Source organism: Chryseobacterium koreense CCUG 49689 (assembly GCF_001045435.1).
GTDB lineage: Bacteria > Bacteroidota > Bacteroidia > Flavobacteriales > Weeksellaceae > Kaistella > Kaistella koreensis.
On the sequence record NZ_LFNG01000006.1, the window covers coordinates 250,995 to 276,516 of the forward strand.

Below are 25,522 nucleotides of genomic sequence, written 5' to 3' on the forward strand. Positions count from 1 at the left end.
TTTTAGTGGTGATTACCACTCAATTGGATGTTGACTCAAATATACAATTATTTCGGAATGTGAAATAAAAAAAAGCGGAGAAATTAATCCCCGCTCCCACTTAAAAATAAAATTATGAACTTGTTCAGTTATTTTGCATTTTTTTCATCTTCATTTCTTTCATCTTCATTCCTCTATTCTGCATTTGTTCTTTTTTTTGTGCCTCCCACTTTTGGAACTGTTCCGGCGTAAGAATTTGTTTCATTTCCGCCATGTGCTGCTCTCTTTTAGCTCTCCATGCTTCCATTCTTGCTTTTCTTTCTGCCTGCATAGCTGGAGCCTGTTCTTTTCTTTCCGCCATTCTTTTGTCCTGCAAGGCTTTGATCTGGTTTACCTGCGCATCAGTGAGGTTCAGGTCAGTTTGCATTTTTTTTAGATTTTCTGCTCTTTTTTGCTCCATTTGAGCAGGATCTTTCTGCATCATTCCACCGTTTTGCTGTGCCATTGCGAATACTCCTACTGTGAGGAAAGCCGCGGTTAAAACAATTTTTTTCATTTCGTAATAATTTTGTTAGTATTGTTATTTGGCTTTTTGATTGCTAGAATGATAATTGGTTAAACAGTTTATTCATAAATTTTTGTTAAAAATGAATTAACCGTAATTTTCCACCAGTTTTTTTACTATTTCGGCGGTCTCATCCGGAAAGTTGACCTTGATAACATCCTCATTTTGCACCCAATGTTTCAATTTGTCATCAAATTCATTTTCCTTCCAGATGACGGGCACACCCAAATTTTCAAGTCCCAACGCGTTACATTGCTGTTCATATTGATTTTTCATGGGGACGGCGAGCACTTTCTTTTTCAGGAAGAGTGCTTCGGCAGGACCTTCAAACCCTCCTCCGGTGAGCAATCCGGAACATTCGGCTAAAGATTTTTGAAACTTTTCATTACTGATGGGGAAAATTTCTGCATTAAACTTTTGATAATGTTCGCCGCTATGTTTTGAGAAAATCTCCCATTTAGAATTGGGAATATCTTTTACTTTGCTTAAAATAAATTCATCGCAATAAGCGGGAAGATAAACCGTGTAATGACCCAGATTACCGGTCTTCAGGTTTCTGATTTCACTTCTGATGATCGGAGTATGGATGAACTCATCATATCTCTCAAAGTGGAACGCGACATGTTTTTTTACGGGAGCATAATGATCCATGATGATCTTGCCCCAGTGAAAACCTTTGATCTGCGGGGTTTTCGGTGAAAGATAAGCCGACTGGTGACTCATTGCCACAGATTTTTTTCCTTTCAGTTTACAAGACCACGCGGTAACCGGTTCGAAATCGTTGATAATCAAATCATAATCATGTACCGGAAGTTTTTTCAAATCCTTCAGAAACTGAATAGAATCAAATCTTCGCCAGGTTTCCTTGAAATCCACGCCGCCATCTTTGCCAAAGACAAAACCAAAACCTTGGAACCTGAACTTCACCTCATCTTCCAAACCAACTTCAGCCTGAGTTCCGCTTATAAGCAAATCCAGTTCACCATAATTCTTAAGGTGCGGAATAATTTCTCGCGCGCGGCTCACATGACCGTTGCCGGTTCCCTGGATGGAATACAAAATCTTCATCACACAAAACTATAATTAAAATGCGGCCATCAAAACATTTCATTAAAAGTTAATGATAATTTAAAATAAAAAAGGACGAACATCTCTGTTCCTCCTTTTATTTGGATTTGTTAATCCCGGTCTTTGTTTGACTTATTTTTTCTAATCCACCGGTAACTTCCATCCTTGTCATTTTTTCTTTTTTTATATTCTTTCATTTTATTGGAATTTTCGCCCTGGTCATTTTGGGATTTGTATTTTTTGTACTTGCTGTTTTGGTATTTTTTGTAGTTGTTTTTGTTTCTGTTATACACCGCAACTGGATTTTGACCTTTGTAGTATTTATTTTTGAATTTCATATACTTGTCTTTCCCCATGATTTCTTCCATTTTGGAATATCGGTCTGTTCTCCATCTCACAGGATTATTTCCATAAACTCTGTTCCAGGAATCGTAATTCGGGTATTGGCTGTTCAGCGACAATAATTGATTTTGCTGAGTTTGCGACAGAGCGAGTGAAGTGATCACATCTGTCCAATCTACGGCATTGATACTTCGTTGATAATCATTGTAATAATCTGACTGTGAATATCCAAAGATAAAAACGCCAAGGCTGAGTGTCATCAATAATTTTTTCATTTCTAATAATTGTTTTGGTTGTTTGGATCAAGTTTCCATTTCTGTGCCAAAATAATTTCTAGCCTCAGAGAAAGGGCAGTCCCATTTCTGAAACTGCCCTCCATCATTACTAACATTAAAAAAACTAAAATTATCGCGATGTCAATCGAATTCCGGAGTTTCCACCGGAATTTCGTGGAGTCCTGAATCCGGCGCCGTCATTGCTCCTAAAATTAGAACTGCTCTCTATTTTTCTTTCTGGCGTGGCATTTCTGATGGAACTTTCTTTTGTTCCCACATCATTTCTGAAACCGCCGCTTCTGGTCCCTGTATCAATTCTTGGCTGCGAACCTTCATTAGACCTGAAACCTCCGTTTCCTGCATCATTTCTGAATCCTCCATTCTGGTTTCCGGCGCTCGGTGTGTTGCCAATTCTTGGGGAATTGCTATTTCTTATTCCGTTGATCGAACCCCAATTTTGTCTCGGGTTGCTTGCATGATAACTGTCCCGATCTAATCGATATACATTGATGTTGATATTCCGGTATCTGGGAACCACATAAATATTTCTGGCATAATGTCTCGTCCTGTATTTCTGGTAATAAACCACCGGACTGTAACCGCCATAATATATATTTTGAAATACCACGAAAATCCTAGGGCCTAAAATTCTTTCCAAAGCATAGAATCGGTCATAGTACCATCGGTCAGGATTGTATCTGTAATACTGGTCCCAAACGGCAAAAGACGGGAACATTTGGTTCAGGTGGATGATTTCTCGGATTTGCCACGGCGCCAATCGATAGGTTGCGAAAAACCTGTTCCAATTGACGTCATTGATACTTCTTAAATAGTCATTATAATAGGCTTCATAGTAAGAAGGGGTATAATAATCTGAGGGGTACTGATAATAATAATCGTCCGGGAAATAGTATTGATCCTCTTCATCACCGTAATAGCCATAATTTTGGCTGCCGTTTCCCCAGCTGTTGTTTGGATAGGAGTCCGGATAATTCTGCGCAGAGATCAATGTCGCAAACAACACTGAAAGTCCAAGTAGTATTTTTTTCATAGTATTAAAGTCTCTTTTAAATATTCACCTTTCAATATTAGAAAAGCATGCCAAATAATTTCCCTCAAATCCCCCATGAAGTCCTTTTATTAAAGAATTCACGAGAATTTTTTAGTTGTTTGATTTAAAAAGAAAAAGGAAGTTAAAACCAAAGTTTCAACTTCCCTGAAAAATAATATATGACACTGATAATCAGAAGATAAAATATTTTTAACTCCAACCAATTTTCATCAAAATATTTGAATAAATTTTAAAAATAATTTTGTTTACAAATATCTAAATCCGGTTGGACTCCACAATCCAGGAAGAAATCTTGCTGTTGAAATCATCCTGTTTCACCAAATCTTCCAAATTCAAATGCATCCTGTATCGCCAGTAATGTGGAAAAACTGCCGGTTCATTGATCCTCTCGTTTTGCATTTCCGGATTGGCCAAATGCGAATCTGTAGCAAAATATTCCTGGATCGGAAAAACTGCGAGCATGGCCTCATTGTACAGGTGCTGCTTCATGATCATTTCCGCCAACTCTGGCTCCAGATTCCAAGGTGCGGTTCCGTACTGCCCCAATTGCTGGTTGAAATATTTCTGGGTCAAAGTACGGTCTTCATGCCACCACTGACGAAGCGTGGAACTATCATGCGAACTTGCAGTTACCACATTCATATAGCCGGAATTTTTAGGATTGTACCACGGACTATTATCAGAAGGCATTCTTTGAACCTTCAACGCGGTAATTCCCAACCGCTCCATCACCTGGGGAACACAATTCGGAACCAGACCCAAATCCTCGCCACAAATCAGCATATCGGTTGAATTTAGAATGACGGGAAGTTTTTCCATGGCGCTTTGGTACCACAATCCATCCTGTCTTTTGAAAAAATAGTCGAGGTATAAATCATAAATGGCCTGTTTTTCCGCATCGCTCAGAAATTTGTAGGAATCGGTCTTGTCAATGTTGAACCTTGGGTGATACACCGCTTCCCCATTTTCTTTATCCTCCTGCAGGAACAGCACATTCGCACAGAGCGAAATCAGTTTTTCTTCTGCCCATGGATGCGGATTTTCCTCGAAATAATCTTTAAGTTTTCTTTGGGTATCAAATTCTTCTTTCAAGGTGTACGTTCCATCACAGTGGTTATACATAAATTCATTATGAATTGCTTCCCTTTCCTCACCGAAATAATCCCAAAGAACCTCATCATTGATAAACGGTTTGCAATACCTCTCGAAATTGAAGGGAATATTTCTGGCATGAAACTCCTCCATTCTCACCGGAACTGCCGGATAAAAATATCCCAAGATTCCCTGAGTAGCGCTCATCGGCATTCTCCAAATCCTGAAAAATCCTAAGATATGATCGATTCTCATCGCGTCGAAATACTGCTCCAGTGCTTTGAATCGGTTTTTCCACCATTGGTAGCCGTTTTCTTTCATCGCTTCCCAATTATAGGTCGGGAATTCCCAATTCTGTCCCAATTCCGTAAACTGATCCGGTGGTGCTCCCGCCTGAAAATCCATGCCGAATAATTCAGGTTCCGTCCATGCTTCCACGGAATATCTGTAAATCCCTATCGGCAAATCTCCCTTCAGGGAAATTCCCAAACTGTGGCTGTAATCCACTGCATCTTTCAATTGGAGATGAAGCTGATACTGAACCCAGGAATGAAGCATCGCTTCCTCATAATCTTTGCTTTTCGGACTGAAAAAAACGGCTATTTTACCGGCGATATATTTTTTGTGCGTTTTCCAATTACTGAAATTCGGTGTTTTGTATTTGTCTCTTTGCACGCAAAAAGCAGCGTATGGAAGCAGCCAACCTTCATGATCCTTGATGAATTTTTTAAAGTTTCGATCTTTTAGGATTTCATCTTTCGATTCCTCAAAAACAGCTTTTATATATTTCCATTTTCCTGAAATCATCAGCTCGTAATCAATGAGATCCAAAGCATTCAGTTCGGACTTTTTGGTTTTAAATTCTTCAACTAAATTTTTCGGTAATGAATATTCCAGATTTTCAACGGAGAGGTATTGAGGATGAAGCGCATAAACTGAAATCGCTGCATAAGGATAGGAATCGGTCCATGTGAAATTTGCAGTGGTATCATTAATCGGCAAAATCTGAATGAGTGAAAGATTGGTTTTCTTCGCCCAATCTGCGAGGATTTTCAAATCCGAAAATTCACCAACGCCAAAACCATTTTCACTCCTCAACGCGAAAACAGGAACCGCAACTCCGGCTGCGTGATACATTTCGTAAGACTTGAATTTAAAGAAATGGTCGGACTTGATTTGAAGGATGTTTTTTTCCGAATTAGCCAAAACGAAACGGTTATTCCCGTATTCCAAATCGAAAACCTTTCCGGTATCAGTGTTCAGCAAACCGTATTTATACTGTATGATCTGATTTTGCGGCAATTCCACCGCAACTTCCCAAACTCCGAAATCCGTTTGCGACATCGCTACTGAATTCAGCCACTCCCAATTTTCCAAAGCTTCGCAATTTCCCAGAAGAACCACCCTCCAATTTGTTTTATAGATCGGTGCTTCCAGCCTGAAAAGATGAGTATGTTTCTTCAGCACTGCAGCTTTTTCCGGTTTGAAATTTTGCCAAATATTTTTAAGGATTTTATTATTCAAATAATTTTCCGGGAAATTTTTCAGATTCCAGTAATCATAAATGCTGAATTCATTGTAATTGTGGGGAAAATTGAGATAATGCAGCGAAATCTCCTCGTCCAGGATATTTCCGCCATCGTCCGTCAATTGGTATTTATAGGAAATCGTTTTTGAAAAATAATCTACTTCCGCATTCCAGTTTCCGTTGTCTGTGTATTTCAGGAAATGGATTTTATCCTCTGTTCCTTCTTCCATCACCAAAACCTGCAATTTCTCGCCCATTTTGGTTTTGAAGTTGATGTTAAAATAAAGTTTCATCTCGAAAATTTAAACATGATGTTTTAAAGGTGCAAGTTACAAAAAAACAGCATCAATTTCTGAAAAAACCAACACATTTCCAATGCATTAAACAAGGTCTATTATCTCATTTTCAGACAATTACAAACAGAGTTTCATAACACGCTTAAAAACAGAAAAAAAGCCTCTTCAACTGAAATTGAAAAGGCTATTTTGGGTAGTGATTTTTCTATTGAAATCTATTCCACCGAAATCTTTTGACTCAGGATTACTTTTCCATTTTGAGCCAAAACCGAAACCACATAAATTCCTGATTTCAAATTATTTAAATCAATTCTTTGCGGATTGTTTTTCTGGATGTTAGACAGTGTTTTCTGCAAAATCTGCACTCCTGAAAAATCATAGACTTCCACGGAAATGTTTCCGTTCATTTTCTTATCGTCAATTCTCACATTGAAATAGTCTTCGGTCACTTTTGTCGGATAAATAGCCGAACCAGTTGCGGAAACCAAGGTCAGTCTTTCGCCGATTAAATAAGGACTGGCCAAATCGTAAACGGGCAGCTTCAGGTTTCCTGCGATGGGTTTCGCCTGCAAATCTGTAATTCCCACTTCGTACATGGGTTCTCCTTTTGCACTTGCTACCACCACATTTCCACTGGCATTCACGGCAGCTCCGTTTACGGAATAATTCTCAGGAAGCCCGGATATTTTGCCTATGAATTTGGCCGTCATTGACCTTAATGAAAGTTTAAAGACATTTCCGGAAGCCGAAAAAACGTAGAGATTGTTCGCCTGATCCGCCACCATGTCGCCACCAAAACCCTTGGTAACCACCTTCAAAGAATTCTCTCCGTTACCGGAATCATCCTCCACCAATCCTAAATCAACCGAAATATATTTTCCATCTTTTTTAGAAATCTGAATCAGCTGCGAACCGGAATTGCTCATCGCATAGATATTTCCATCGGCGCCAGTAGTCATTCTGGTGATATGGGAAGCCAAATCGCAAGCAGTAGTTTTAATGACTTGACTTTCCACCAACGTGATATTTTTTGATTTTTGGTCCAAAACATAGATATTCCCAGAAAACATAGGAATGTAAATCAATTTTCCATTCAACTGATCATAGGCGAGTGACGCCATGGAAACTGCCTGTGAATTATTGAAGGTATTCTGGATTTCCGTCACATTTCTGTTCTGAACCTGTGAAAAAACATTGGGCGCAGATTCCGAACTGAAAATGATTTGTCCTGAAATACCATGGTTCACATCAATTGCCCGGAAATCACTAAACTGAATCGCCTGAGTGTTTTTACCGGTAAGTGCATACACATCCTGTTGGGCGAAAATGCTTGCAGCAAAAGCCAACATTGTTAAAGTGAAGAGTTTTCTTTTCATAATTTGAAGTTTTAAAAGTGTGATTTTGAGAGAACTAAGTTAGGAATTATTTTGAAGTGGTATGGGATTAAATTGTTAAATTTAAAATGCAAAATCATAATTTTTCTGTAATTACATGATGCAAAAAATGCCTCAATCTTTCAATTGAGGCACTGTCTTATTGCATTTTTCCCTTTAACTCAAACTATAAGTCGTTCCATCCCTTCCATCTTTCAACTCAATTCCTTCGGCAAGCAACCGATCACGGATTTGGTCTGAAAGTTCGAAGTTTTTGGATTTTCTCGCTTGGTTTCGGAGCTCGATTAAAACCTGTAACGCCTGATCGAGTTTTTCGTTGTTGTTTTCCTCGATGTTTTGTAAGCCGAGCACTTCAAACACGAAACCGTGCATCAGTTTTTTCAGTTCTTCCAAATCTTCGGAAGTGATGGTTTCTTTTCCATCCTTTAGCTTAAAGATGAAATTAACAGCCTCGAACAAATGGGAAATCAGAATCGGGGAATTGAAATCGTCGGTCAAAGCATCGTAGCATTTCTCTTTCCAAGATTTTAGGTCAAAACTTGAAGAAGCTGAAACCTGAAACGGGAAACCTGAAAGCAACTTCACGGCTTCCATCAATCGTTGATAACCTTTTTCACTCGCCACCATCGCTTCATTGGAAATATCCAAAACGCTGCGGTAATGTGCCTGCATAAAGTTGAAACGCACGATTGCAGGATGAAAAGGCTTTTCGAAGAAATCATTTTTCCCGGAAACCAATTCCATCGGTAAAATATAATTTCCGGTGGATTTGCTCATTCGCTGTCCATTCATGGTCAGCATATTGGCATGCATCCAGTAATTGACCGGAGCGGTTCCATTGCATGCTTTTCCCTGTGCGACTTCACATTCGTGGTGCGGAAATTTCAAATCCATTCCACCACCGTGGATGTCGAAATTTTCACCTAAATATTTCGTTGACATCGCGGTACATTCTAGATGCCATCCTGGGAAACCTTCTCCCCACGGAGAATTCCACCGCATGATGTGCGCCGGAGAAGCCGATTTCCACAAAGCGAAATCCTGCGGATTTTTCTTTTCGTTTTGTCCGTCCAAATCTCTAGTGTTGGCAAAAAGTTCCTCAATATTTCTTCGGGAAAGTTCGCCGTAATTCAGTCCGCGTTTGTTGTATTCCAACACATCGAAATAAACGGAACCATTGCTTTCGTAAGCAAATCCGGTATTAATTAATTTTTGGGCCAGTTCGATTTGCTCCAGAATATGTCCGGTTGCGGTGGGCTCAATCGTGGGTGGAAGCAAATTGAAGGCATCCAAAACCTTATGGAAATCTACCGTGTATTTCTGCACGATTTCCATGGGCTCAAGTTTTTCCAGGCGGGATTGCTTTACGAATCGGTCGTTGTCCACATCGCCATCATCGGTTAAATGTCCGGCATCCGTAATGTTTCGCACATACCGAACTTTATAGCCAAGAAAAATCAAGGTACGATAAATAAAATCGAAAGACATGAAAGTACGCACATTTCCGAGATGCACGTTACTGTAAACGGTGGGTCCGCAGACATACATCCCGACATTATTTTCGTGGATGGGCTTGAAGGTCTCTTTTTCGCCGGAGAGGGAGTTGTATATTTTGAGGTTCATCTCTTAGTTTGTTTCAGGTTTCAAGTTTCAGGTTTCAAGTTTCAAGTTAAGCACGTCCAAGAACTTGGAACCTTAAACTTGGAACTTGGAACAAAAGAATTAATCAAATTTTGCGTGGCTTCCCACATAATGCAGAAATTCCTGCCTTGTAATCGGGTTGGTTCTGAAGATTCCACTTAATTCCGCGGTGATGGTGGAACTTGCCGTATCTTTTATTCCGCGACAATTCACGCAAAGGTGTTTTGCATCAATGATACAGGCAACATCTTTAGTTCCCAGAGCTTCTTTCAGCGCATCCACAATCTGCATAGTCAGTCTTTCCTGAACTTGCGGCCGTTTTGCATAATAATCCACAATCCTGTTGATTTTTGAAAGCCCAATCACTTCCCCATTCGAAATATAGGCTACATGCGCTTTCCCGATGATTGGCAAGAAATGGTGTTCGCAAAATGAATATACCGTGATGTCTTTTTCTACGAGCATTTGCCGGTATTTGTACTTGTTTGAGAAGGTGGAAATTCCAGGTTTGTTTTCTGGTAAAAGTCCGCCAAAAATTTCATTCACGTACATTTTTGCCACTCGTTTTGGGGAATCCTTCAGCGAATCATCACTCATGTCCATTCCCAAAGTCTCCATAATGGCGCGGAAATGTTCCTGAATGATTTCGATTTTTTCTGCGGGTGATTTCTCGAAAGCGTCTTTCCGCAAAGGAGTGTGGTCTTTTCCGGTGAAGAGGTCGTCGTCATTTTCGAATTCTGGATTCATATTTTTAATGATGAAAAGGCAAAATTAGGGATTTTAAATATTAAAATAAAACCCATTCCCAAAAGCGAAGGAAGATTGGGTAAAAAAAAATAGAATGAATAAGCACTAAAGAAAAAACTCAGAATCGAAATCCTGAGTTTTGTCTTTAATTAAAATCCACCTTGTCCACTGAAGGTAAATGTCGCCGTCAAACCAGCCCGAATGGAGGACAATGGGAATGATGTGGAAATCTTGTATCGGGTCAATAACTGGTCGTAGAACAGACGCAGATTCAAATTTTTGGACATGTTGTAATCAGCAGAAACCTTGATGCTCATCATTCTTTGGCCACCGGTGATCTGTGAATCGCTTTGCAGAATGTTGGTAAGTCTGGTCTCGCTGTCCCTCAATGAGAAATCGGCACGCATGTTCAAATCACTTTTGATGGTTCGCTCTTTTCCTTTGAAGGAAACTTTCATCGGTAAATCTTTCAATAGGTATCCAAATCCGAAAATATATTCCTTTCCGATGTCTTCTGTCAAAGTATGGTTGATTAATCCCAACATTACGGTTCGGTCCCGATTGTAGGAAACACGGAACTGCATATTGTTTCTCATCGTGACATCTGCTCCGATCAGCGGCGAAAAAGCTTCCACATAACCAACCTGTGAGAAGGAATACGGATTATAGAAATCCCCGAAAGAATCTCGGTTTGGACCTCCGTTATTTTGGTAATTGTAGTAATTAATGCTGGACTGGATTCCACTTGCGGTATATGTTGAAGTATATCCGTGCAGAATATCAAATTTGGAGAACTGACTGTTGACGATTGGGATATTTTTTAATCCCGAATAAACAACTCTCCAGTTGGGAAGTGGGAAACCGGATTTCTTGGCATCGGTAACCGGACCATTCGGAGTTTTCCCTTCTACTGCCGCCTGGAAAGCAGGAACCAAAACATAGGCATTTGCCAAGGAATGACCATCTGTGAAACCATCGGGATTCACCGCACCTCCCATCTGCAAGGAGATGTGTTTGGCATTGGCAATCAAATTGTCATAGATGGAAGTTCCTCCCGAGAAAGAAGTTCCGAAAGTCCATGCGGTTCTGGAATAGGAAATAATATCACTACCAAAAGAGAACTGGAATCCGTCCTTAATTGGATCTGCATCTACGTTGTAACCGCCCTGCACAAAATTGCTGTTGTAATTCTTCATCACATTCAAGTCAATTCTGAAATCGTTCACCGGCATAATCTGCACGTTCGCAAGGAAGTTTTGGTTCTTCATCTGAGAATACGCATCATTCATGTAATTTGAATTGGAAATCCAACCATTTTCAATGACCGTCCTTCGAATATCTGCTTGCGAACCCATGAGGAATCCATAAGTTGGACCACCTATAGTTTGTCCATATCCAAAGAAATTAGGTGCAGAAAGCAAACCCGGAAGTACTGTTCCATTACTTTCATTATAAGAAATATCGAGTTGCTTAATTGAAGTCAACGCATAAGCAATACTTTGTAGCGGATTAAGCTTATTTTTAAACTTATAATTTTTAAATGTTTTCTTGGCATTTTTCTTTTGCCACATTGCGTTATAGGCATTGTTCAAGGAGTCAATTTCCTGTTTTCTTTTCTGCATTTTCGAGTTCATTTTTTGGAAATACTTGAATTTGCTGAAGAATTTTGGCATATCCACCGCGGCGGTTCCGATGATGTTGTTGGTATTTTGACCAATACTTCCCAAACTTTCCGGCTGATTGGTATCCGGGTTGATGAACTGGGTCATTACGGTACTTCTGGCATTCCAGTTGTAGGTAAATCCATAACCGACTTCTGCGCTCATGAAATCGAGGTATGGCAAATATTCAAACGGGAACTTGTAGTTGAGCTGAACTCTGTGGTTGTAAAGCACCGGTCTTCCTGCCCTGAAAGGATTGGCAAAAATGGATTTGTCGTTCATTTCCAGTGGATTCACATTATCATTCAAAGTACGCATCGCAGAATTGATCTCCATCTTCAGCGATTTGGTGAAGTTGAATCCCAATCCATATTGCCACCCGAAGAAGAAGTTCCTGTTTCTAATCACATCGAATTCCTGTCCCGCATTCCCACTCAAAATAGCTTCTATATTTCTAAATTGAAGTTCGTTGTAATTACGGTCAAGTTCAGTTCTGAAGGAAAGCCTTGTGGGAACAGGATTAAGGTTGAATTCTTTAAACCATCTGAGGTATTTAGCCGATTTTGCGGTATCGCTTACCATTTTATTGAAAGGACGCAGAACCCAAGGTTTGAACGAATAATTATAATCAATATATCCTTTCAAATACTGTCTGTAATTCTTTTTGGTGTACACGTCACGGAAATAATCGTCGTTGTAAACCACTGTTGCAGAAAGGTTTTCCACATCATAGAATTTCGGTTTTTTATTGGGGTTCATCCGTTCTTTACGCATATTTACCACACCGATACTTCTCTGCTGGGTGAAAGTTCTGGCGACTTTCTTCAGCTCATCTTTGTTTAAAGCTTTATCAAAAGTCACGTCATTATCCAGAGGGTTGTATTTGGGATCTTCAATGGTTTGGGTATAGGAATAGTTCACCGGAATTTTCATTCCTGCTTTTTCAGGCAAGAATTTATCAGCATTCACTGAAGTATTGATGGTGAAAGCCGTGTGCGCAGATTGTGATCTTTCCGAAGGTTTTTCGGTAATCGCGCCAAATCCCACTGTGGAATGGGAAGCATTCGCATTCACGATTGCAAAATCTCCCAGGTTAAAGTTTACGCTTGCATTTCCTGCCCATCCACCTTTATTCTCGATTTCAGAAAGGCGGATTTCATTGACCCACAGTACCACTTCTTTGGCAATAGCGGCATCTTTGTTCCGCACACCCAACATGATTGTGGTGACATTTCCTAAACTCGGACGCCCTTTGATGAATATTTTTTTGTTCGGATCAGCGGCGCCAAATTCTGCATCTTCACTTCTTTGGTCAATCGCACTTGGCGTATTCTGGTCCCTTCTCATTTTCGCATCCACGAAATTTTGAATTTCCAGATTCACCGTGTTTTCTAATGGCCAGATTTCAAGTGGTGATCTCGCAGTTTTGGAAGTATATTTTAAGGAAGCTTCATATTCGTAATAGTTGTCAGTCGCGTCACTACCGAATCTGATGAAGAATTTCGCGTCCGGGTCGTATGCGGAAGAAGATACATCTCGAAGGTTTTCGGCATGCACGAAAAGTTCAAGCTTTTTGTATCTTCTCATGTCTAATGCCACATTTTTGAAAACTCCTCTTGAAGTTTTTGCCATCAATGGAGCGGCCTTCATATAAAGTGAAGATTCATTTTGTCTTTGTGCTCCGGAATTCCCACTTAAAACTTGTCGGTCGATTCCCGGAGGAAGAACGTAAGGAGGTTCATTTAATCCGTTTTCTTCTAAGTTGACACTTCCCACGTCCAGATTTTGGTCAGTTACCATGGTGGTTCCTTCAGGATCTGGGAGGTTGGTCGCGATATCTTTGGTATATTTTCTCCAATCACTTCTTACCAAATCCAAAGTACCGAAACGGAGGGTGGCATTCTGCTCAAAACCGGTCAACAACATTCTGGCGAAGCGCACATTATTAAGAATTGATGGATCCGCTACCCCGCCTACAGAGTTGGGATCAAATTGGCTCACCGGAACCCGGAATAGGTACCATTTATTGGTTCCGGTCTGTCCGTTTTGGAATTTGGCTTCCACTTCTTTCACATCCACGATAAAGTTTTGGCCCAAAACCATATTGGATTTATCTAGTTTGATGGTGTACTGGTTATAATTTTCGTTTTGATCCAGGTTGTAATCGCGGTTCACGTCCTCTGCATCCGGAGTTTGGGTAGCAACCTCCAAAGAGTTGGATTGAGAGTTCCCTTCCGGACCTCTAAAATATTTGTATCGTTCTGTCACAGATGAAGCCTGATCACCCTGGAATTTGTCGGATAAATAAAATACGAAATCATCGGAAGCCGGATCCATATTATTGGTCACCGGATTCACAAAATTAGTTCCGAATTTAGCAGCTTCACCATCAGCATCCAATCCGTCATAGCCTAAATCCTGTGCGCTTCTGTCAGCTCCTTCTGTAGAAAACGCATAAAGAATCGGAAATTGGTTGGGCTGGGTTCCCCAATTGGTGTTACTGGTATTTGCCGGAATAGTGGGAGTTGGCAATCCGTTTTCGTATTGAAGTTTTCCATCCTTCAACACATCTTCTGAAACATTTCCAAGATGCAGTAAAAGTTTAGGATTGTTTCCAAAAGTATTTCCATCTGCATAAGGGTCCATCATCCAAAATTCCACATATTCGATATTGGAGTTGATAAAATTGGACACAGAAATAGACCTCATCAATCCACCCCATCTTTGGAGCGGAGTTTCCGTTGCTTTGTTGACGTTGTATGGGCCTCTTTCATTTGGAAAATAGGAAATATCCAGAGTATTGGTGAAAATCTGCTCTCCTGCTACAAAATCCCTGCTATTGTAGAGTTCCCTCATTTGCACCCGCCTTGAGGTGTGGTTGGAAACCGCTTGTGCATTAATTCCTTTTGGTGCGCTTCCACCTACACCATAAAATCTTGGATCAATGTTGTACCATGTAAGCAAACCTCTTCCGTTTCCATAATCTAAATTATCATTGAGGCCCGCAGTGGAGAAAATAGGTTCGGGGTTTTTCTCCGGTTTTGAAGCAAGTGCCCATAATCCCGGTTCCTTCAAGGATATTTTGGAAGTAGTTTGTTCAAAATCATCAATATAGGACTGGTCATTTGTTCCTTTGCTCTGTCCCGGCATCAAATAGGCAGCTTCTGCCATAAAATTTAGATTTGATGGTGCTTCTGTGTTGATCAATGGAATCTTATCCGTCAATCTGGTGAGGAATGGCAATTCGTTATTATAGAGCATGTTGAACCCAGCCATCGTGTTGTTGACCGCCTCCTGACCGAAATTGACCTTTTGGGTTAAAGGCGTTTCGGCATAATTGACAACGGTTGCACCAATGGTCAAATGTTCGTTAAATTTCCTTTCTAAGTTTAATCCTAAGAACCTTTTTCTCTGCGTATTAAAAGTCAACTGGTTTTCCAGGGAAATATTGATCGCCTGACCAGATTGTTTCACCGCCTCATTGATGATGTTCACCGTTCCCAGCATATAATCCACCGTGTAGTCTATTCCTTCTTGCAGGAGCACTCCGTTTGCAGTCACTTTCACCGAACCTTGCGGAACATTAATTGCACCGAGCGAAATTCCGCTTCCTTGTGAACCTTTATAGCGACCTTCCATGGTGTATCGCAAGGCTAGGTTGTTTTGGGTTGCGACTTGCTTAAGCTGGTCATAGAGGTCGTTGAACACAAATTTCGGATCATTGCTTCCCAACTTGGTTTGCAAATACTCCCCAAATGGTTTTTTCTTTGTGAAGATCACCTTTCCATTTTCGGGGTCAATGGTGATATTAGGCACAAAGTCGAAAATCCCATCGCCGGTGGAGCCTCCGTTTTGCTGCAAGTCTCCATTGATGTTCAGTCGGTCCCAATTGAACAGTTTCAATAAGTTTTGTCCGTCCACATCCGGGTTGCCCGACGTGGATGGCAAATAATTCACCTTGCCATTTTGAGCGTCGCGGTAATAGACATTGAGCAAGAAACCGTCGGCAGAAACCGCATTTGAATTGAGGGAATAAATATTCTTCATCATCAAATTCCACATTGGCGAAGTGGTTTTCACCGTGGTATTGGGTTTCAAAACTTTGGTAACCAAGACTGATCCATCCTCAGAAAACTCACCGACTTTATACACCTTGCTGTCTCCGTTTAAGGTATAGGAATATGCAACCGCCAACAACTGGTTGTCATTAAGCCTTTGATTAAGTGAAAGGTAACCAAGCTGTGCATGGAATTTATACTCGTTTGGATTCAGTTTTCTTGCTTTTCGGTTAAAGATGAACTGTTCGCCATCGGTATAGGTTTCCGGAACACCGTTCGCATTTGGGAAACTCTGTCCGTTGATGGCATTGTATGCGGTATTCACATCACGAATTGCAGGCCCCAAAGCGGTTATACTCTGGTAAAGGTTGTTCTGCGAGTTATCCGGATATCCACTTGCTCCCTCTCCCAAATCACGAATACCAAGAATTCCTTTCTGATCCTGAAGATTCCCCGATCCCTGATCCAAAACCCAAGCTTCAATTCTTGTGATATTGATTCTGGAATTCACTTGCGGGTAATTCAAAAGTGCATTGTCATAACTATTAAAGAAATAATGCCCCATGAAGTAGTGCTGGTTATCCTCATAATCAATCGCGTTTAATTTGAAGGTGTTCATCACGCCTCCTCCCTGTGCCACGATTGTCCGAGCTTCACCTTGTTGTTGGGAGAATACCACAGTACCATAAGTTTTTCCCAATTGGAATTCGGTTTTCAGACCAAAAAGTGATTCCGAACCGCGGATTAAACTGGTCGATAGCGGCATATTCACATTTCCGAATTCTATTCTTTTGATGATTTTATCCTCTCCACCTGTGGTTTTGTCATTCAGACCTTTGCTCATCAAATCTTTCCAAGTTCCTTTTGCCTGCCAAACCAAATTCATTTTGTTTTCAAAGGCAAATCCACTTTGGGTGTCGTAATTGGCTTTGAGCTGAAGGTTCTCACCTACTTTTCCCAATAATCCCAACTGGATTCTCTGCCGAATGTCTATTGCGAAACTGGTCCGGTTTTGTGGTAAAATTAATGGATTGTCTATTTTTTGATAAAGGATGCCAAGATCAAAAGAAGCGAAACCTTGTGGAATCAGCTCGATTTTGGTGCCTCCAAATAGGGTTTCGAAAAGTTTATTCTTAATATTTAAAGTAGGTAGAAGTCCCTTCTTCACCGCATCCGATTGATCTTTTCGGTAACCGAGATTGTTGAGCGCCGATTTTTCTCTGTAGTAAGCTGCAAGCTGATTGCTTAACACATATTGATGATATTCATCCGTAGTCATGGAAACGGGTGTCCCGACCACCATATTACCAACTTTCGGGTACAGAATGTACATCCCACTGTGAACATCATAAAACGCCTCATAGTGAAGGGGGTTTGGCAGGGGAAAATCCTGGCGAACTGATGCACTGTCTGCTGGTTTCACCTGTGCAAAGACTGAAGCAAAGGAAAAACATAGAAATAGAAATGCGAATAATTTATGCTGAAAAATAGTTTTCTTCTCCAAATGTTAAATATTTTTTAATATTTGTTTCACCAATTCTTCCACGGAAAGATCTGGATTTTGCTTCAGGATCCGGTCTGCAATCTTCTCGCTCATCTTCTTAGGAATTCCCAAAACCTCTAATGCAGATAACGATTCTTCTTTCACTTTATTATCTGCAAATGTAGAAATATTTTCATCGGAAACCTTGAATTTTTGGACTTTATCACGCAAATCGACGATGATTCTTTCAGCCGTTTTTGTACCGATTCCCTTCACTTTTTGCAAAACCAAACTTCTTCCGGTAAGGATGGCCGATGAAATTTCTTCCAGCGAAAGTGAAGACAGCATGATGAGGGCGGAAACCGGACCTACTCCGTTAACACTAATTAACAGATTAAACATTTCTTTTTCCAAAATGGTGTTAAACCCGAAAAGCAAATGTTCATCTTCACGGATAATCTGCTGAATATTCAGAAAGGTTTCTTTTCCCAAAACCAATTTCTCGCTAGTCTGCAAGCTGATTCCCACAAAATATCCTACTCCATTCACATCGACCACGGCGGAGGTTGGGTTGAGTTGCTGCACAACGCCCTTTAGAGAATAAATCATTACGGATGGAGTTTAAGATTTGTGTTTTTTAAAATGGGGATAAATATAATATTTTAAAATGAAACCAAAAAAATCAATTTCGATGAAAACCCAATTCCAGCATAAATTTTACTTTTCCTCTGGCGGATCACATATTTTCACGGCGTTGTGCGTCCAAAACCGCAATCGTTGCCAAATTCACAATTTCATCCACACTTGCGCGCATCTGTAACACGTGAACCGGCTTTTTCAATCCCATCAGAATGGGTCCGACCACTTGTGCGACTTTCATTCCGCGAATTATTTTGTAGGAAATATTGGCACTCTCCAAATTGGGGAAGATAAACACATTTGCCGGCGTAGTTCCCAATTTTGAAAACGGATAATCCGCAAGGTGATCGGAATTCATGGCGAAATCCGGCTGAATTTCCCCATCCACAATCATGTTTGGGTATTTCTCGTGAAGAAGGGAGACCGCTTTTGCCACTTTTTTTGATGTATCGGAAATCGCGGCGAAATTTTCGAAGGAAAGCATGGCAATCCTTGGTTCGATGGCGAAAGTTTTCACAGTCATTTCCGCCATTTTTGCGATGTTCACCAAATCATCGGCCGTTGGATTTTGAATAATTGACGCATCGGCGAAGAAAATCGGTTTCTTTTCCGTGAGAATCATCATCATGGAAGAAATCTTATCCACTCCTTTTTCTTTTTCCACGATTTTCAGGATCGGTTTTAAAACCGAAGAATAGTTCTTAGAAAAACCAACGATCAAGGCATCCGTATCACCGTGGTGAAGCATCAGCGGACCGAAATAATCTCTTTGGCGGACATACCTTTTCGCTTTGTACTCGTTCATTCCTTTTCGCTGGCGCATTTTCCAAAGGGTTTCGCGGTATTTGATACGGTATTCTTCCTGGTCGTCATCCATTGGATCCACGATTGGAACCTTCAGATCGATTCCGAACTTCTTCATCTGTTCCTTGATGAATTTTTTCTCGCCCAAAAGAATCGGCTGTGCAATTCCTTCTTCGTACAGAATCTGGGCAGCTTTCAAAACATTGTATTCTTCGGCGTTTCCAAGGGTGACTCTTTTCGGGTTAGATCGTGCCCGGTTTTGCATCATTCGGATGAGTTTTTCATCGCGACCCATTCTGTCCAAAAGTGCATTTTCATAATCCTCGAAATCCTCAATTGGTTTTCCGGCGATTCCGCTTTCCATCGCAGCTTTTGCAACCGCGATAGAAACCTTCGTAATCAGTCGGTTGTCAAAAGGTTTAGGAATAAAGTATTCTCTCCCGAAATTCAATCCCTTTAAGTTATAAGCCAAAATCACCGCTTCCGGAACAGGTTCTTTCGCCAGATCTGCAATTGCGCGAACCGCTGCCAATTTCATGGCCTCATTGATTGAAGTGGCCTGAACATCCAGCGCACCTCGGAAAATATATGGAAAACCGAGAACATTATTCACCTGATTAGGATAATCGCTTCTTCCGGTTGCCATGATGGTGTCTGGTCTGGTTTCCATCGCCAAATTATACTCGATTTCCGGATCTGGATTTGCCAGTCCGAAAACCACCGGATTGTCCGCCATGGATTTCAGCATTTCCGGAGTCATCACATTTCCTTTGGAAAGCCCCACAAAAACGTCAGCTCCTTTCAGTGCATCTTCCAGGGTTTCAAGATCGGTTTCTGCGATGAAATCAATTTTTTCCGGGGTGAGATTTTCTCTTTTATGATTGATGACGCCTTTTGAGTCGCACATCAGGATATTTTCCTTTTTCAGACCGAGCTCGATGTAGAGTTTCGTACACGCGATGGCGGCAGCTCCTGCGCCGTTCACGACCATTTTCACCTCATCTATTTTTTTGTTGGCAATTTCCAGCGCATTGATCAGCGCAGCCGCAGAAATAATCGCGGTTCCGTGTTGGTCATCGTGCATCAATGGAATATCGAGTTCGTCTTTCAGGCGCTGTTCGATGTAGAACGCTTCCGGAGCTTTGATGTCTTCCAGGTTGATTCCGCCAAAAGTCGGAGCAATTCCTTTTACAATTTCGATGAATTTGTCGGGATCTTTTTCATCGATCTCAATATCGAAAACATTGATGTCGGCGAAGATTTTGAACAAAAGTCCTTTTCCCTCCATCACGGGCTTTGATGCTTCTGCACCAATATTTCCCAAACCCAGAACTGCGGTTCCGTTTGAAATTACCGCGACCAAATTCCCTTTTCCAGTATAGTCGTAGACGGTTTTCGGATTTTTTTCAATCTCCAGACAAGGAATTGCCACACCGGGAGAATATGCCAAAGACAGATCTCTCGCTGTGGAATGGGGTTTAGAAGGAATCACCTCTATTTTTCCTTTAGGTTCTGCTTTATGATAATCCAAAGCGGCTTGGTTAAAGTTTTTTTCGTCTCTTTTATTTTTGTTGGGCATAGGACTTTGGTTTAAAGTATTAGAAAAACATTTTGAGTTCCAAAAGAATGGACTCAAAATTCTGATTGTGATTTTGAAAATTCAAAATTGCGGATGCAAAGTTCGGAAATTGAAACGAATTACTATTCGCCACATGGTAGAGATTTTCAAAAACACTGAAAAATTAAGGGTTAATCCAGATTCAGGATGTATTTTTTGTGATAATCCACCAAACTTTCAATGGGTTTCTGCACGATGTTTCCAACCGTGAGATTTAATTCTGCTGCAGCTGCACGAATAAAATCCTCATAGTAAAACGCAATGGAGCCGATGAAATTGATTTCGGCCTCTCTTGCTTCATCATAAGGCAAAACCTGGTAATCGAGAAAATTCTTCATCTCGTCGAAAAGCATGTTCTGAAAATACGGATGACTTTTATGCTGCACTACAAATCGGTTGAAATCTGCTAAATAAGCGTTCGCTCTGGGATTATGATACATGTTTTTAATGGCATCTTCAATGGTGAGGTTGTATTTTTCCACGAAAGCATGATGCAAATCTGAAGGAAGTTTTTTCATGAAATACCTCCGCAGAAGCAGCTTCCCGATTGCGCTTCCACTCCCTTCGTCACCGATTAAAAACCCGAGCGAGGGCAACTCTCGTTTTACGGTTTTTCCATCGAAATAGCAGGAATTGGAACCTGTGCCGAGAATGCAGACAATCGCCGGTTTTCCGTTATAAGCCGCATAAGCCGCCGCAGTAAGATCTTCTTTCACCGTGATTTCAGCGTTTTTAAAAACTTTCTGAAACTCATTTTCCACCAAAGCTACATTTTCAGGAACGCCACAACCAGATCCGTAAAAAAACACCTTTTGCAAAGAATCCCTGATCGAAAGCAGATTATTGTTTTTCTCGATTTCGGGAACGATCATTTCAGCGTCTATGATATTGGGATTAAAGCCGATGGTTTCCGTTTTCAGGAAAATCTTCCCGAACTTGTCCAGAATCACCCAGTCGCATTTTGTGGAGCCGCCGTCAACAATGGCAATCATACAGTAAAGTTTAATCTGCTAAAATATTAATTTAATTTCAAAAATGGATTTGAAATAAAAAAAACAGTTCAAAATGAACTGCCTTTCTTTATAGTAGCGGAAGTTTATTCAACATTCAGAACCTCAACAATTTCCGGAACGAACTGCTTAATGGTGTTTTCCACCCCTAACCTCATCGTGGAGAAACTCATGGGGCAACCGTTGCAATTCCCGACCAGTTTTACAAAAACCGTTTTTCCCTTTACATCCACCAGTTCAATATCTCCACCATCTTTGTTCAAAAATGGTCGGATACTTTCCAGTGCATCCAAAACCTTCGTTACGGTTTCTTCGTATTTTATATTTTTCATAATTCTTTCTTTTTTTTCGAGATACAAGCTTCCGGATACATCTTCCATCTATCGGTTCCCTAAACCTCTATTCCATTCACTCCTCCAATCGCCAACGCTGCCACTATTTCTTCGGCGAACATCCGGCCATGGTGGTAATCTTCACCGCTTCAGTTGGAGGCAGGTTTTTATTTCTTTCCACCAAACTTTCGATCATATTTTGAGTGGTTTTGGTGTAGATTTCGGCAATCTTTGATCCATCCTGCAATGCTGCAGGGCGGCCCACATCACCCGATTCACGGATGCTTTGGATTAATGGGATTTCGCCCAGAACCGGGATTCCCAAATCTTCCGCAAGAAATTGAGCTCCCTGATTTCCGAAGATATAATATTTATGGTCCGGTAATTCTTCCGGAGTGAAATATGCCATATTTTCTATCAGCCCCAAAACCGGGATATTGATACTGTCCATGGTAAACATTGCGATTCCTTTTCTTACATCGGCTAATGCGATATGTTGCGGTGTTGAGACAATTACCGCTCCAGTGACGGGAACTTCTTGAACGATGGATAAATGGATGTCTCCTGTTCCCGGAGGAAGGTCGATCAAAAGAAAGTCCAGCTCACCCCAATGTGCATCTCTGATCATCTGATTCAATGCTTTTGAAGCCATTGGTCCACGCCAAACTACGGCCTGATTTGCACCGGAGAAATACCCTATCGAAAGCATTTTCACGCCGTAATTCTCAATGGGTTTCATCAGGTTTTTTCCATCTACTTCTATGGATAATGGTTTGTCGCCGAAAGTATCCAGCATGGTCGGAATGGATGGCCCATAAATATCGGCGTCTAAAACGCCAACTTTGAATCCCATTTTAGCCAAAGTGACCGCGATATTGGTGGTAACAGTAGATTTCCCAACACCTCCTTTACCGGAAGCGATGGCGATAATATTCTGAATACCGGGGATTTGCTTCCCTTTAATTTGATTTTGCTGAACTTCGGTTGGTTCTGGAGAAGCGATTTTCAATTTCAAGACCACCTCTTCACCGAACTCTGTTGCAAACGCCTGCTTCATGGCCACTTCCAACTTCTTCTTTTCGTGCATTGCGGGTGAATGTGCGGTCATATCGATATACACGTCGTTTCCCATCACCTGGAAATTGTGAACCAAATCGTCCACTTCTATCTCTTTCAGGAAATCCTGAACTTTTGCTTTCGTCAACATAATTTTCTTCTAAAAATTGAGTGACAAATTTAGGCAAATTTTTTCTTATTTAGAATGAATAAAATCTATGACTTTTGTCTTTCAAATAAAATGACCGCCTTTTCAGCAGTCATTATAATATTTTATTTAAAGTAAATTTGATTTTACAGTTCGCCGCCGTGATTATCAAGTTGCCCCTCCCATTTGGAGACGGCAGAAGTGGCCAACGCATTTCCGAGAACATTGGTCATGCTTCTTCCCATATCGCAGAAATGGTCGATCGGGAGGATCAATGCGATTCCTTCGGGCGGAATCCCAAACATGGTACAGGTTGCGACAATGATGACCAGACTCGCTCTTGGCACTCCGGCGATTCCTTTGGAAGTCAACATTAAAACCAAAAGCATTGTGATTTGTTGGCCGATGGTCATGTCGATTCCATAAATCTGGGCAATGAAGATCGCTGCGAAAGTCATATACATCATACTTCCGTCTAAGTTGAAGGAATATCCTAAAGGCAAAATGAACGACACCACCCTATTGTTACAGCCAAATCGCTCTAGTTCCTCCACCAGTTTCGGGAATACCGCTTCTGAACTCGTGGTGGAAAATGCGATGAGTAAAGGTTCTTTGATTCTGCGGAACAATTCAAATAGTCTGTTTCCGAGGATGAAATATCCCACGATGCAAAGCACTAACCACAAAACACCCAGTGCGAAAAAGAAATCCCGGAGATAAATGGCATAAACCTTAAAAATTTGAAATCCGTTTGTGGCAACCACTGCGGCAATTGCGCCCAGAACTCCCAATGGTGCAACCCACATGATGTAACCCACCATTTTCAGGATGGCGTGTGCACAAATATCAAACGCTTTGATGATGGGCTTGGTGTATTCTTCGCCCATATTTGCTAGAGCGATTCCGAACATGATTGAAAAAACCACAATCTGCAAGACTTCATTTGTGGCGAATGCCTCGAAAATACTTTTCGGGAAAATATGCTTTACGAAATCATCCATTGAAAATCCCTTGCTGGACTTGATCAAATCTTCTGCTGAAGAATGGTCCTGAATCGGAAGTTGCGTGACATGTCCCGGTTCCAGCCAGTTTACAAAAATCAACCCGATGAACAGTGAAACCAGTGATGCGGAAATAAACCAGAGCATCGCTTTTGTACCCACTCTTCCGATCATGCGCATATCGCTCATTTTGGCAATCCCCACTACCAGTGTCGTGAAAACCAGCGGCGCGATAATCATCTGAACCAATCTGATGAAAACGGTTCCCAAAAGTTTGATGTTTTTCGAGAAAGAATCTATGCTTTCAGGATATTGCGTGTGCACCACTCCGCCCATGATCACGCCCAGAATCAAACCGATGACAATGGCGATGAAGAGTTTGTTTTGACCTTTCATTTGTTTTGATTTATTTTTCAAAGGTTACAAATATAGATTTTTTTTGGTTGGGTGGAAATTGCGCTTTGCATGATTTTTGGCAGCGGAGTGCGGGAATCCTGCGAAAAGAAGGGTGGTTTTCCATTGTTCAGGATGTTTTTGGGAACATGCGGAATCCCGGACAAGCGATAGTAACGGAAATCCTTTTTGTTTTTTGGCATGGGGAACTGCTGGGGAAAAACAAAAAGATTGCAGTGGATAGCGCGGTCCCGAAAATTTTTGGGTTGGATGTGGCGTGGCGAAATTTTTCGGGATGGCCCCAAAAAAAATTTCACGAGGAAGATGATCGGGTGTAATGAATTTTGGGGAAACAAAAAAACCCCTGGAAATGCAGAGGTTTGATTTGGATTTTGTTTTAGATTATGCCTGCAAATATCTGGCGTAAGCATAGCCTTCTGTTCCTGAAGCGGTTTTCACCTTCCACCAGTCGTCAGAAGTTTGTTCTACCAAGGTTACGTTTTCACCTTTTGCGGCTTTTCCTATGATCGCGGCTTCGGTGGATGGTTCCTGTCTGATGTTGAGGTTGGAATCTTCGGTAGCCACGGTTAATGAGGTGCCGGCTGCCAATCCGGAAACCTGCACATCTACATTGATATCAGAAGCGGTATAGGTGGAATCAATTGCTCCCAATGCGTTCCAAACGGCATCTTTGGCCGCGGAATTGGCTGCATTCCCGGACACGTAAAGAATCCCGTTTTGTTCGGTAACCTGCAGGTTCGAAATTCCTGCAGATTGCGCTGCGGAGATTACTCCGGCGTATTTATCTTGTAATGCACTCATCTTAAATTATTTTACGGTGTAATTGTAATTGACTTTTCCTGCTTTCAAAGCATCTACAGACATTTTGATCTTTTTTGCCTGTTCTGGAGAAACGTTTCCGGTAAGGGTAAGTTCTCCATTCACCACTTCCACTTTCACTGAAGGGAAATCTTTCACGGCATCAGCCACTTTTTGCTGAACTTCGGGATCCACAGCGGAAACGGTTTCTACCACTGGAGGAGCGATGGTTGCCATGTCCATCACGTCTTTAATTCCCGGAATTGCTTTTAGGGAGGCGATCATCGCATCTTTTGAAGCTTCGTCCGCGAAAGTTCCGCTCAAATGTGCAGTTCCGTCTTTCACTTCCACGGAAGCACTCGGATTAGAAGTTACTACAGTGGTTGCCGTGGTTTGAAGTTCGGCATCGGAAATTTTTTTCTTACAGGCAATTGTACCGAATGACACAGCCAGTGCCAAAACTGCCATAGCGAGTGTTTTTTTCATAGTTGGATTATTTAA

At 41.2% G+C, this 25,522-nt stretch carries 17 protein-coding genes; all 17 read right to left on the reverse strand.

The genetic code is table 11. The features are described 5' to 3' along the window. Positions 1–124 precede the first annotated feature (124 nt). A complete protein-coding gene (locus ACM44_RS06005; RefSeq protein WP_048499111.1) occupies positions 125–535 on the reverse strand; it encodes a hypothetical protein in 411 nt (136 codons plus the stop codon). A 96-nt stretch (positions 536–631) separates the two neighbouring features. Then, positions 632–1,612, reverse strand: a complete 981-nt coding sequence (locus ACM44_RS06010; RefSeq protein ID WP_048499112.1) for a glycosyltransferase family protein — start codon at positions 1,610–1,612, stop codon at positions 632–634. 110 nt (positions 1,613–1,722) lie between these two features. Next, a complete protein-coding gene (locus tag ACM44_RS06015; RefSeq protein WP_152669307.1) occupies positions 1,723–2,229 on the reverse strand; it encodes a hypothetical protein in 507 nt (168 codons plus the stop codon). Positions 2,230–2,359: 130 nt separating this feature from the next. Further along, positions 2,360–3,280, reverse strand: a complete 921-nt coding sequence (locus tag ACM44_RS06020) for a hypothetical protein (protein WP_048499113.1) — start codon at positions 3,278–3,280, stop codon at positions 2,360–2,362. A gap of 276 nt (positions 3,281–3,556) precedes the next feature. Then, on the reverse strand, positions 3,557–6,214 hold the full coding sequence (locus ACM44_RS06025) for a 4-alpha-glucanotransferase (protein ID WP_048499114.1): 2,658 nt from the start codon (positions 6,212–6,214) through the stop codon (positions 3,557–3,559). A gap of 218 nt (positions 6,215–6,432) precedes the next feature. Continuing rightward, positions 6,433–7,593 (reverse strand): T9SS type A sorting domain-containing protein, encoded by a 1,161-nt coding sequence (locus ACM44_RS06030; RefSeq protein WP_048499115.1) that lies wholly within the window; start codon positions 7,591–7,593, stop codon positions 6,433–6,435. A gap of 174 nt (positions 7,594–7,767) precedes the next feature. Further along, the gene (cysS, locus tag ACM44_RS06035; protein WP_048499116.1) at positions 7,768–9,234 is read right to left on the reverse strand and encodes a cysteine--tRNA ligase; all 1,467 of its coding nucleotides are present in this window, start codon (positions 9,232–9,234) and stop codon (positions 7,768–7,770) included. 99 nt (positions 9,235–9,333) lie between these two features. Further along, positions 9,334–9,999, reverse strand: coding sequence for a GTP cyclohydrolase I FolE (folE, locus tag ACM44_RS06040; protein WP_048499117.1), 666 nt, complete (start codon positions 9,997–9,999; stop codon positions 9,334–9,336). A gap of 149 nt (positions 10,000–10,148) precedes the next feature. Next, positions 10,149–17,222: a T9SS outer membrane translocon Sov/SprA gene (gene sov / locus ACM44_RS06045; protein ID WP_053215440.1), complete on the reverse strand. Its 7,074-nt coding sequence runs from the start codon at positions 17,220–17,222 to the stop codon at positions 10,149–10,151. Between the two features lie 3 nt (positions 17,223–17,225). Further along, positions 17,226–17,810 (reverse strand): Holliday junction branch migration protein RuvA, encoded by a 585-nt coding sequence (gene ruvA, locus ACM44_RS06050; protein WP_048499118.1) that lies wholly within the window; start codon positions 17,808–17,810, stop codon positions 17,226–17,228. A 127-nt stretch (positions 17,811–17,937) separates the two neighbouring features. Beyond that, complete coding sequence (locus tag ACM44_RS06055; protein ID WP_048499119.1) at positions 17,938–20,223, reverse strand: NADP-dependent malic enzyme; 2,286 nt, start codon at positions 20,221–20,223, stop codon at positions 17,938–17,940. A gap of 170 nt (positions 20,224–20,393) precedes the next feature. Next, positions 20,394–21,254: a BadF/BadG/BcrA/BcrD ATPase family protein gene (locus ACM44_RS06060; RefSeq protein WP_048499120.1), complete on the reverse strand. Its 861-nt coding sequence runs from the start codon at positions 21,252–21,254 to the stop codon at positions 20,394–20,396. A 104-nt stretch (positions 21,255–21,358) separates the two neighbouring features. Continuing rightward, complete coding sequence (locus ACM44_RS06065; RefSeq protein WP_048499190.1) at positions 21,359–21,604, reverse strand: NifU family protein; 246 nt, start codon at positions 21,602–21,604, stop codon at positions 21,359–21,361. A 103-nt stretch (positions 21,605–21,707) separates the two neighbouring features. After that, a complete protein-coding gene (locus ACM44_RS06070; protein WP_048499121.1) occupies positions 21,708–22,811 on the reverse strand; it encodes an Mrp/NBP35 family ATP-binding protein in 1,104 nt (367 codons plus the stop codon). A gap of 143 nt (positions 22,812–22,954) precedes the next feature. Beyond that, a complete protein-coding gene (locus ACM44_RS06075; RefSeq protein ID WP_048499191.1) occupies positions 22,955–24,205 on the reverse strand; it encodes a dicarboxylate/amino acid:cation symporter in 1,251 nt (416 codons plus the stop codon). A gap of 399 nt (positions 24,206–24,604) precedes the next feature. Next, positions 24,605–25,024, reverse strand: a complete 420-nt coding sequence (locus ACM44_RS06085; protein WP_048499123.1) for an SH3 domain-containing protein — start codon at positions 25,022–25,024, stop codon at positions 24,605–24,607. A gap of 6 nt (positions 25,025–25,030) precedes the next feature. After that, positions 25,031–25,507 carry a BON domain-containing protein gene (locus tag ACM44_RS06090; RefSeq protein ID WP_048499124.1) on the reverse strand — a complete coding sequence of 159 codons (477 nt, stop codon included), beginning with the start codon at positions 25,505–25,507 and terminating at the stop codon, positions 25,031–25,033. Between the last annotated feature and the right edge of the window lie 15 nt (positions 25,508–25,522).

What these genes read in the sequence shown, in the direction of transcription:
- ACM44_RS06005 (WP_048499111.1), bottom strand. Translation starts at nt 535, where the DNA reads ATGAAAAAAATTGTTTTAACCGCGGCTTTCCTCACAGTAGGAGTATTC.
- ACM44_RS06010 (WP_048499112.1), bottom strand. Translation starts at nt 1,612, where the DNA reads ATGAAGATTTTGTATTCCATCCAGGGAACCGGCAACGGTCATGTGAGC.
- ACM44_RS06015 (WP_152669307.1), bottom strand. Translation starts at nt 2,229, where the DNA reads ATGAAAAAATTATTGATGACACTCAGCCTTGGCGTTTTTATCTTTGGA.
- ACM44_RS06020 (WP_048499113.1), bottom strand. Translation starts at nt 3,280, where the DNA reads ATGAAAAAAATACTACTTGGACTTTCAGTGTTGTTTGCGACATTGATC.
- ACM44_RS06025 (WP_048499114.1), bottom strand. Translation starts at nt 6,214, where the DNA reads ATGAAACTTTATTTTAACATCAACTTCAAAACCAAAATGGGCGAGAAA.
- ACM44_RS06030 (WP_048499115.1), bottom strand. Translation starts at nt 7,593, where the DNA reads ATGAAAAGAAAACTCTTCACTTTAACAATGTTGGCTTTTGCTGCAAGC.
- cysS (WP_048499116.1), bottom strand. Translation starts at nt 9,234, where the DNA reads ATGAACCTCAAAATATACAACTCCCTCTCCGGCGAAAAAGAGACCTTC.
- folE (WP_048499117.1), bottom strand. Translation starts at nt 9,999, where the DNA reads ATGAATCCAGAATTCGAAAATGACGACGACCTCTTCACCGGAAAAGAC.
- ruvA (WP_048499118.1), bottom strand. Translation starts at nt 17,810, where the DNA reads ATGATTTATTCTCTAAAGGGCGTTGTGCAGCAACTCAACCCAACCTCC.
- ACM44_RS06055 (WP_048499119.1), bottom strand. Translation starts at nt 20,223, where the DNA reads ATGCCCAACAAAAATAAAAGAGACGAAAAAAACTTTAACCAAGCCGCT.
- ACM44_RS06060 (WP_048499120.1), bottom strand. Translation starts at nt 21,254, where the DNA reads ATGATTGCCATTGTTGACGGCGGCTCCACAAAATGCGACTGGGTGATT.
- ACM44_RS06065 (WP_048499190.1), bottom strand. Translation starts at nt 21,604, where the DNA reads ATGAAAAATATAAAATACGAAGAAACCGTAACGAAGGTTTTGGATGCA.
- ACM44_RS06070 (WP_048499121.1), bottom strand. Translation starts at nt 22,811, where the DNA reads ATGTTGACGAAAGCAAAAGTTCAGGATTTCCTGAAAGAGATAGAAGTG.
- ACM44_RS06075 (WP_048499191.1), bottom strand. Translation starts at nt 24,205, where the DNA reads ATGAAAGGTCAAAACAAACTCTTCATCGCCATTGTCATCGGTTTGATT.
- ACM44_RS06085 (WP_048499123.1), bottom strand. Translation starts at nt 25,024, where the DNA reads ATGAGTGCATTACAAGATAAATACGCCGGAGTAATCTCCGCAGCGCAA.
- ACM44_RS06090 (WP_048499124.1), bottom strand. Translation starts at nt 25,507, where the DNA reads ATGAAAAAAACACTCGCTATGGCAGTTTTGGCACTGGCTGTGTCATTC.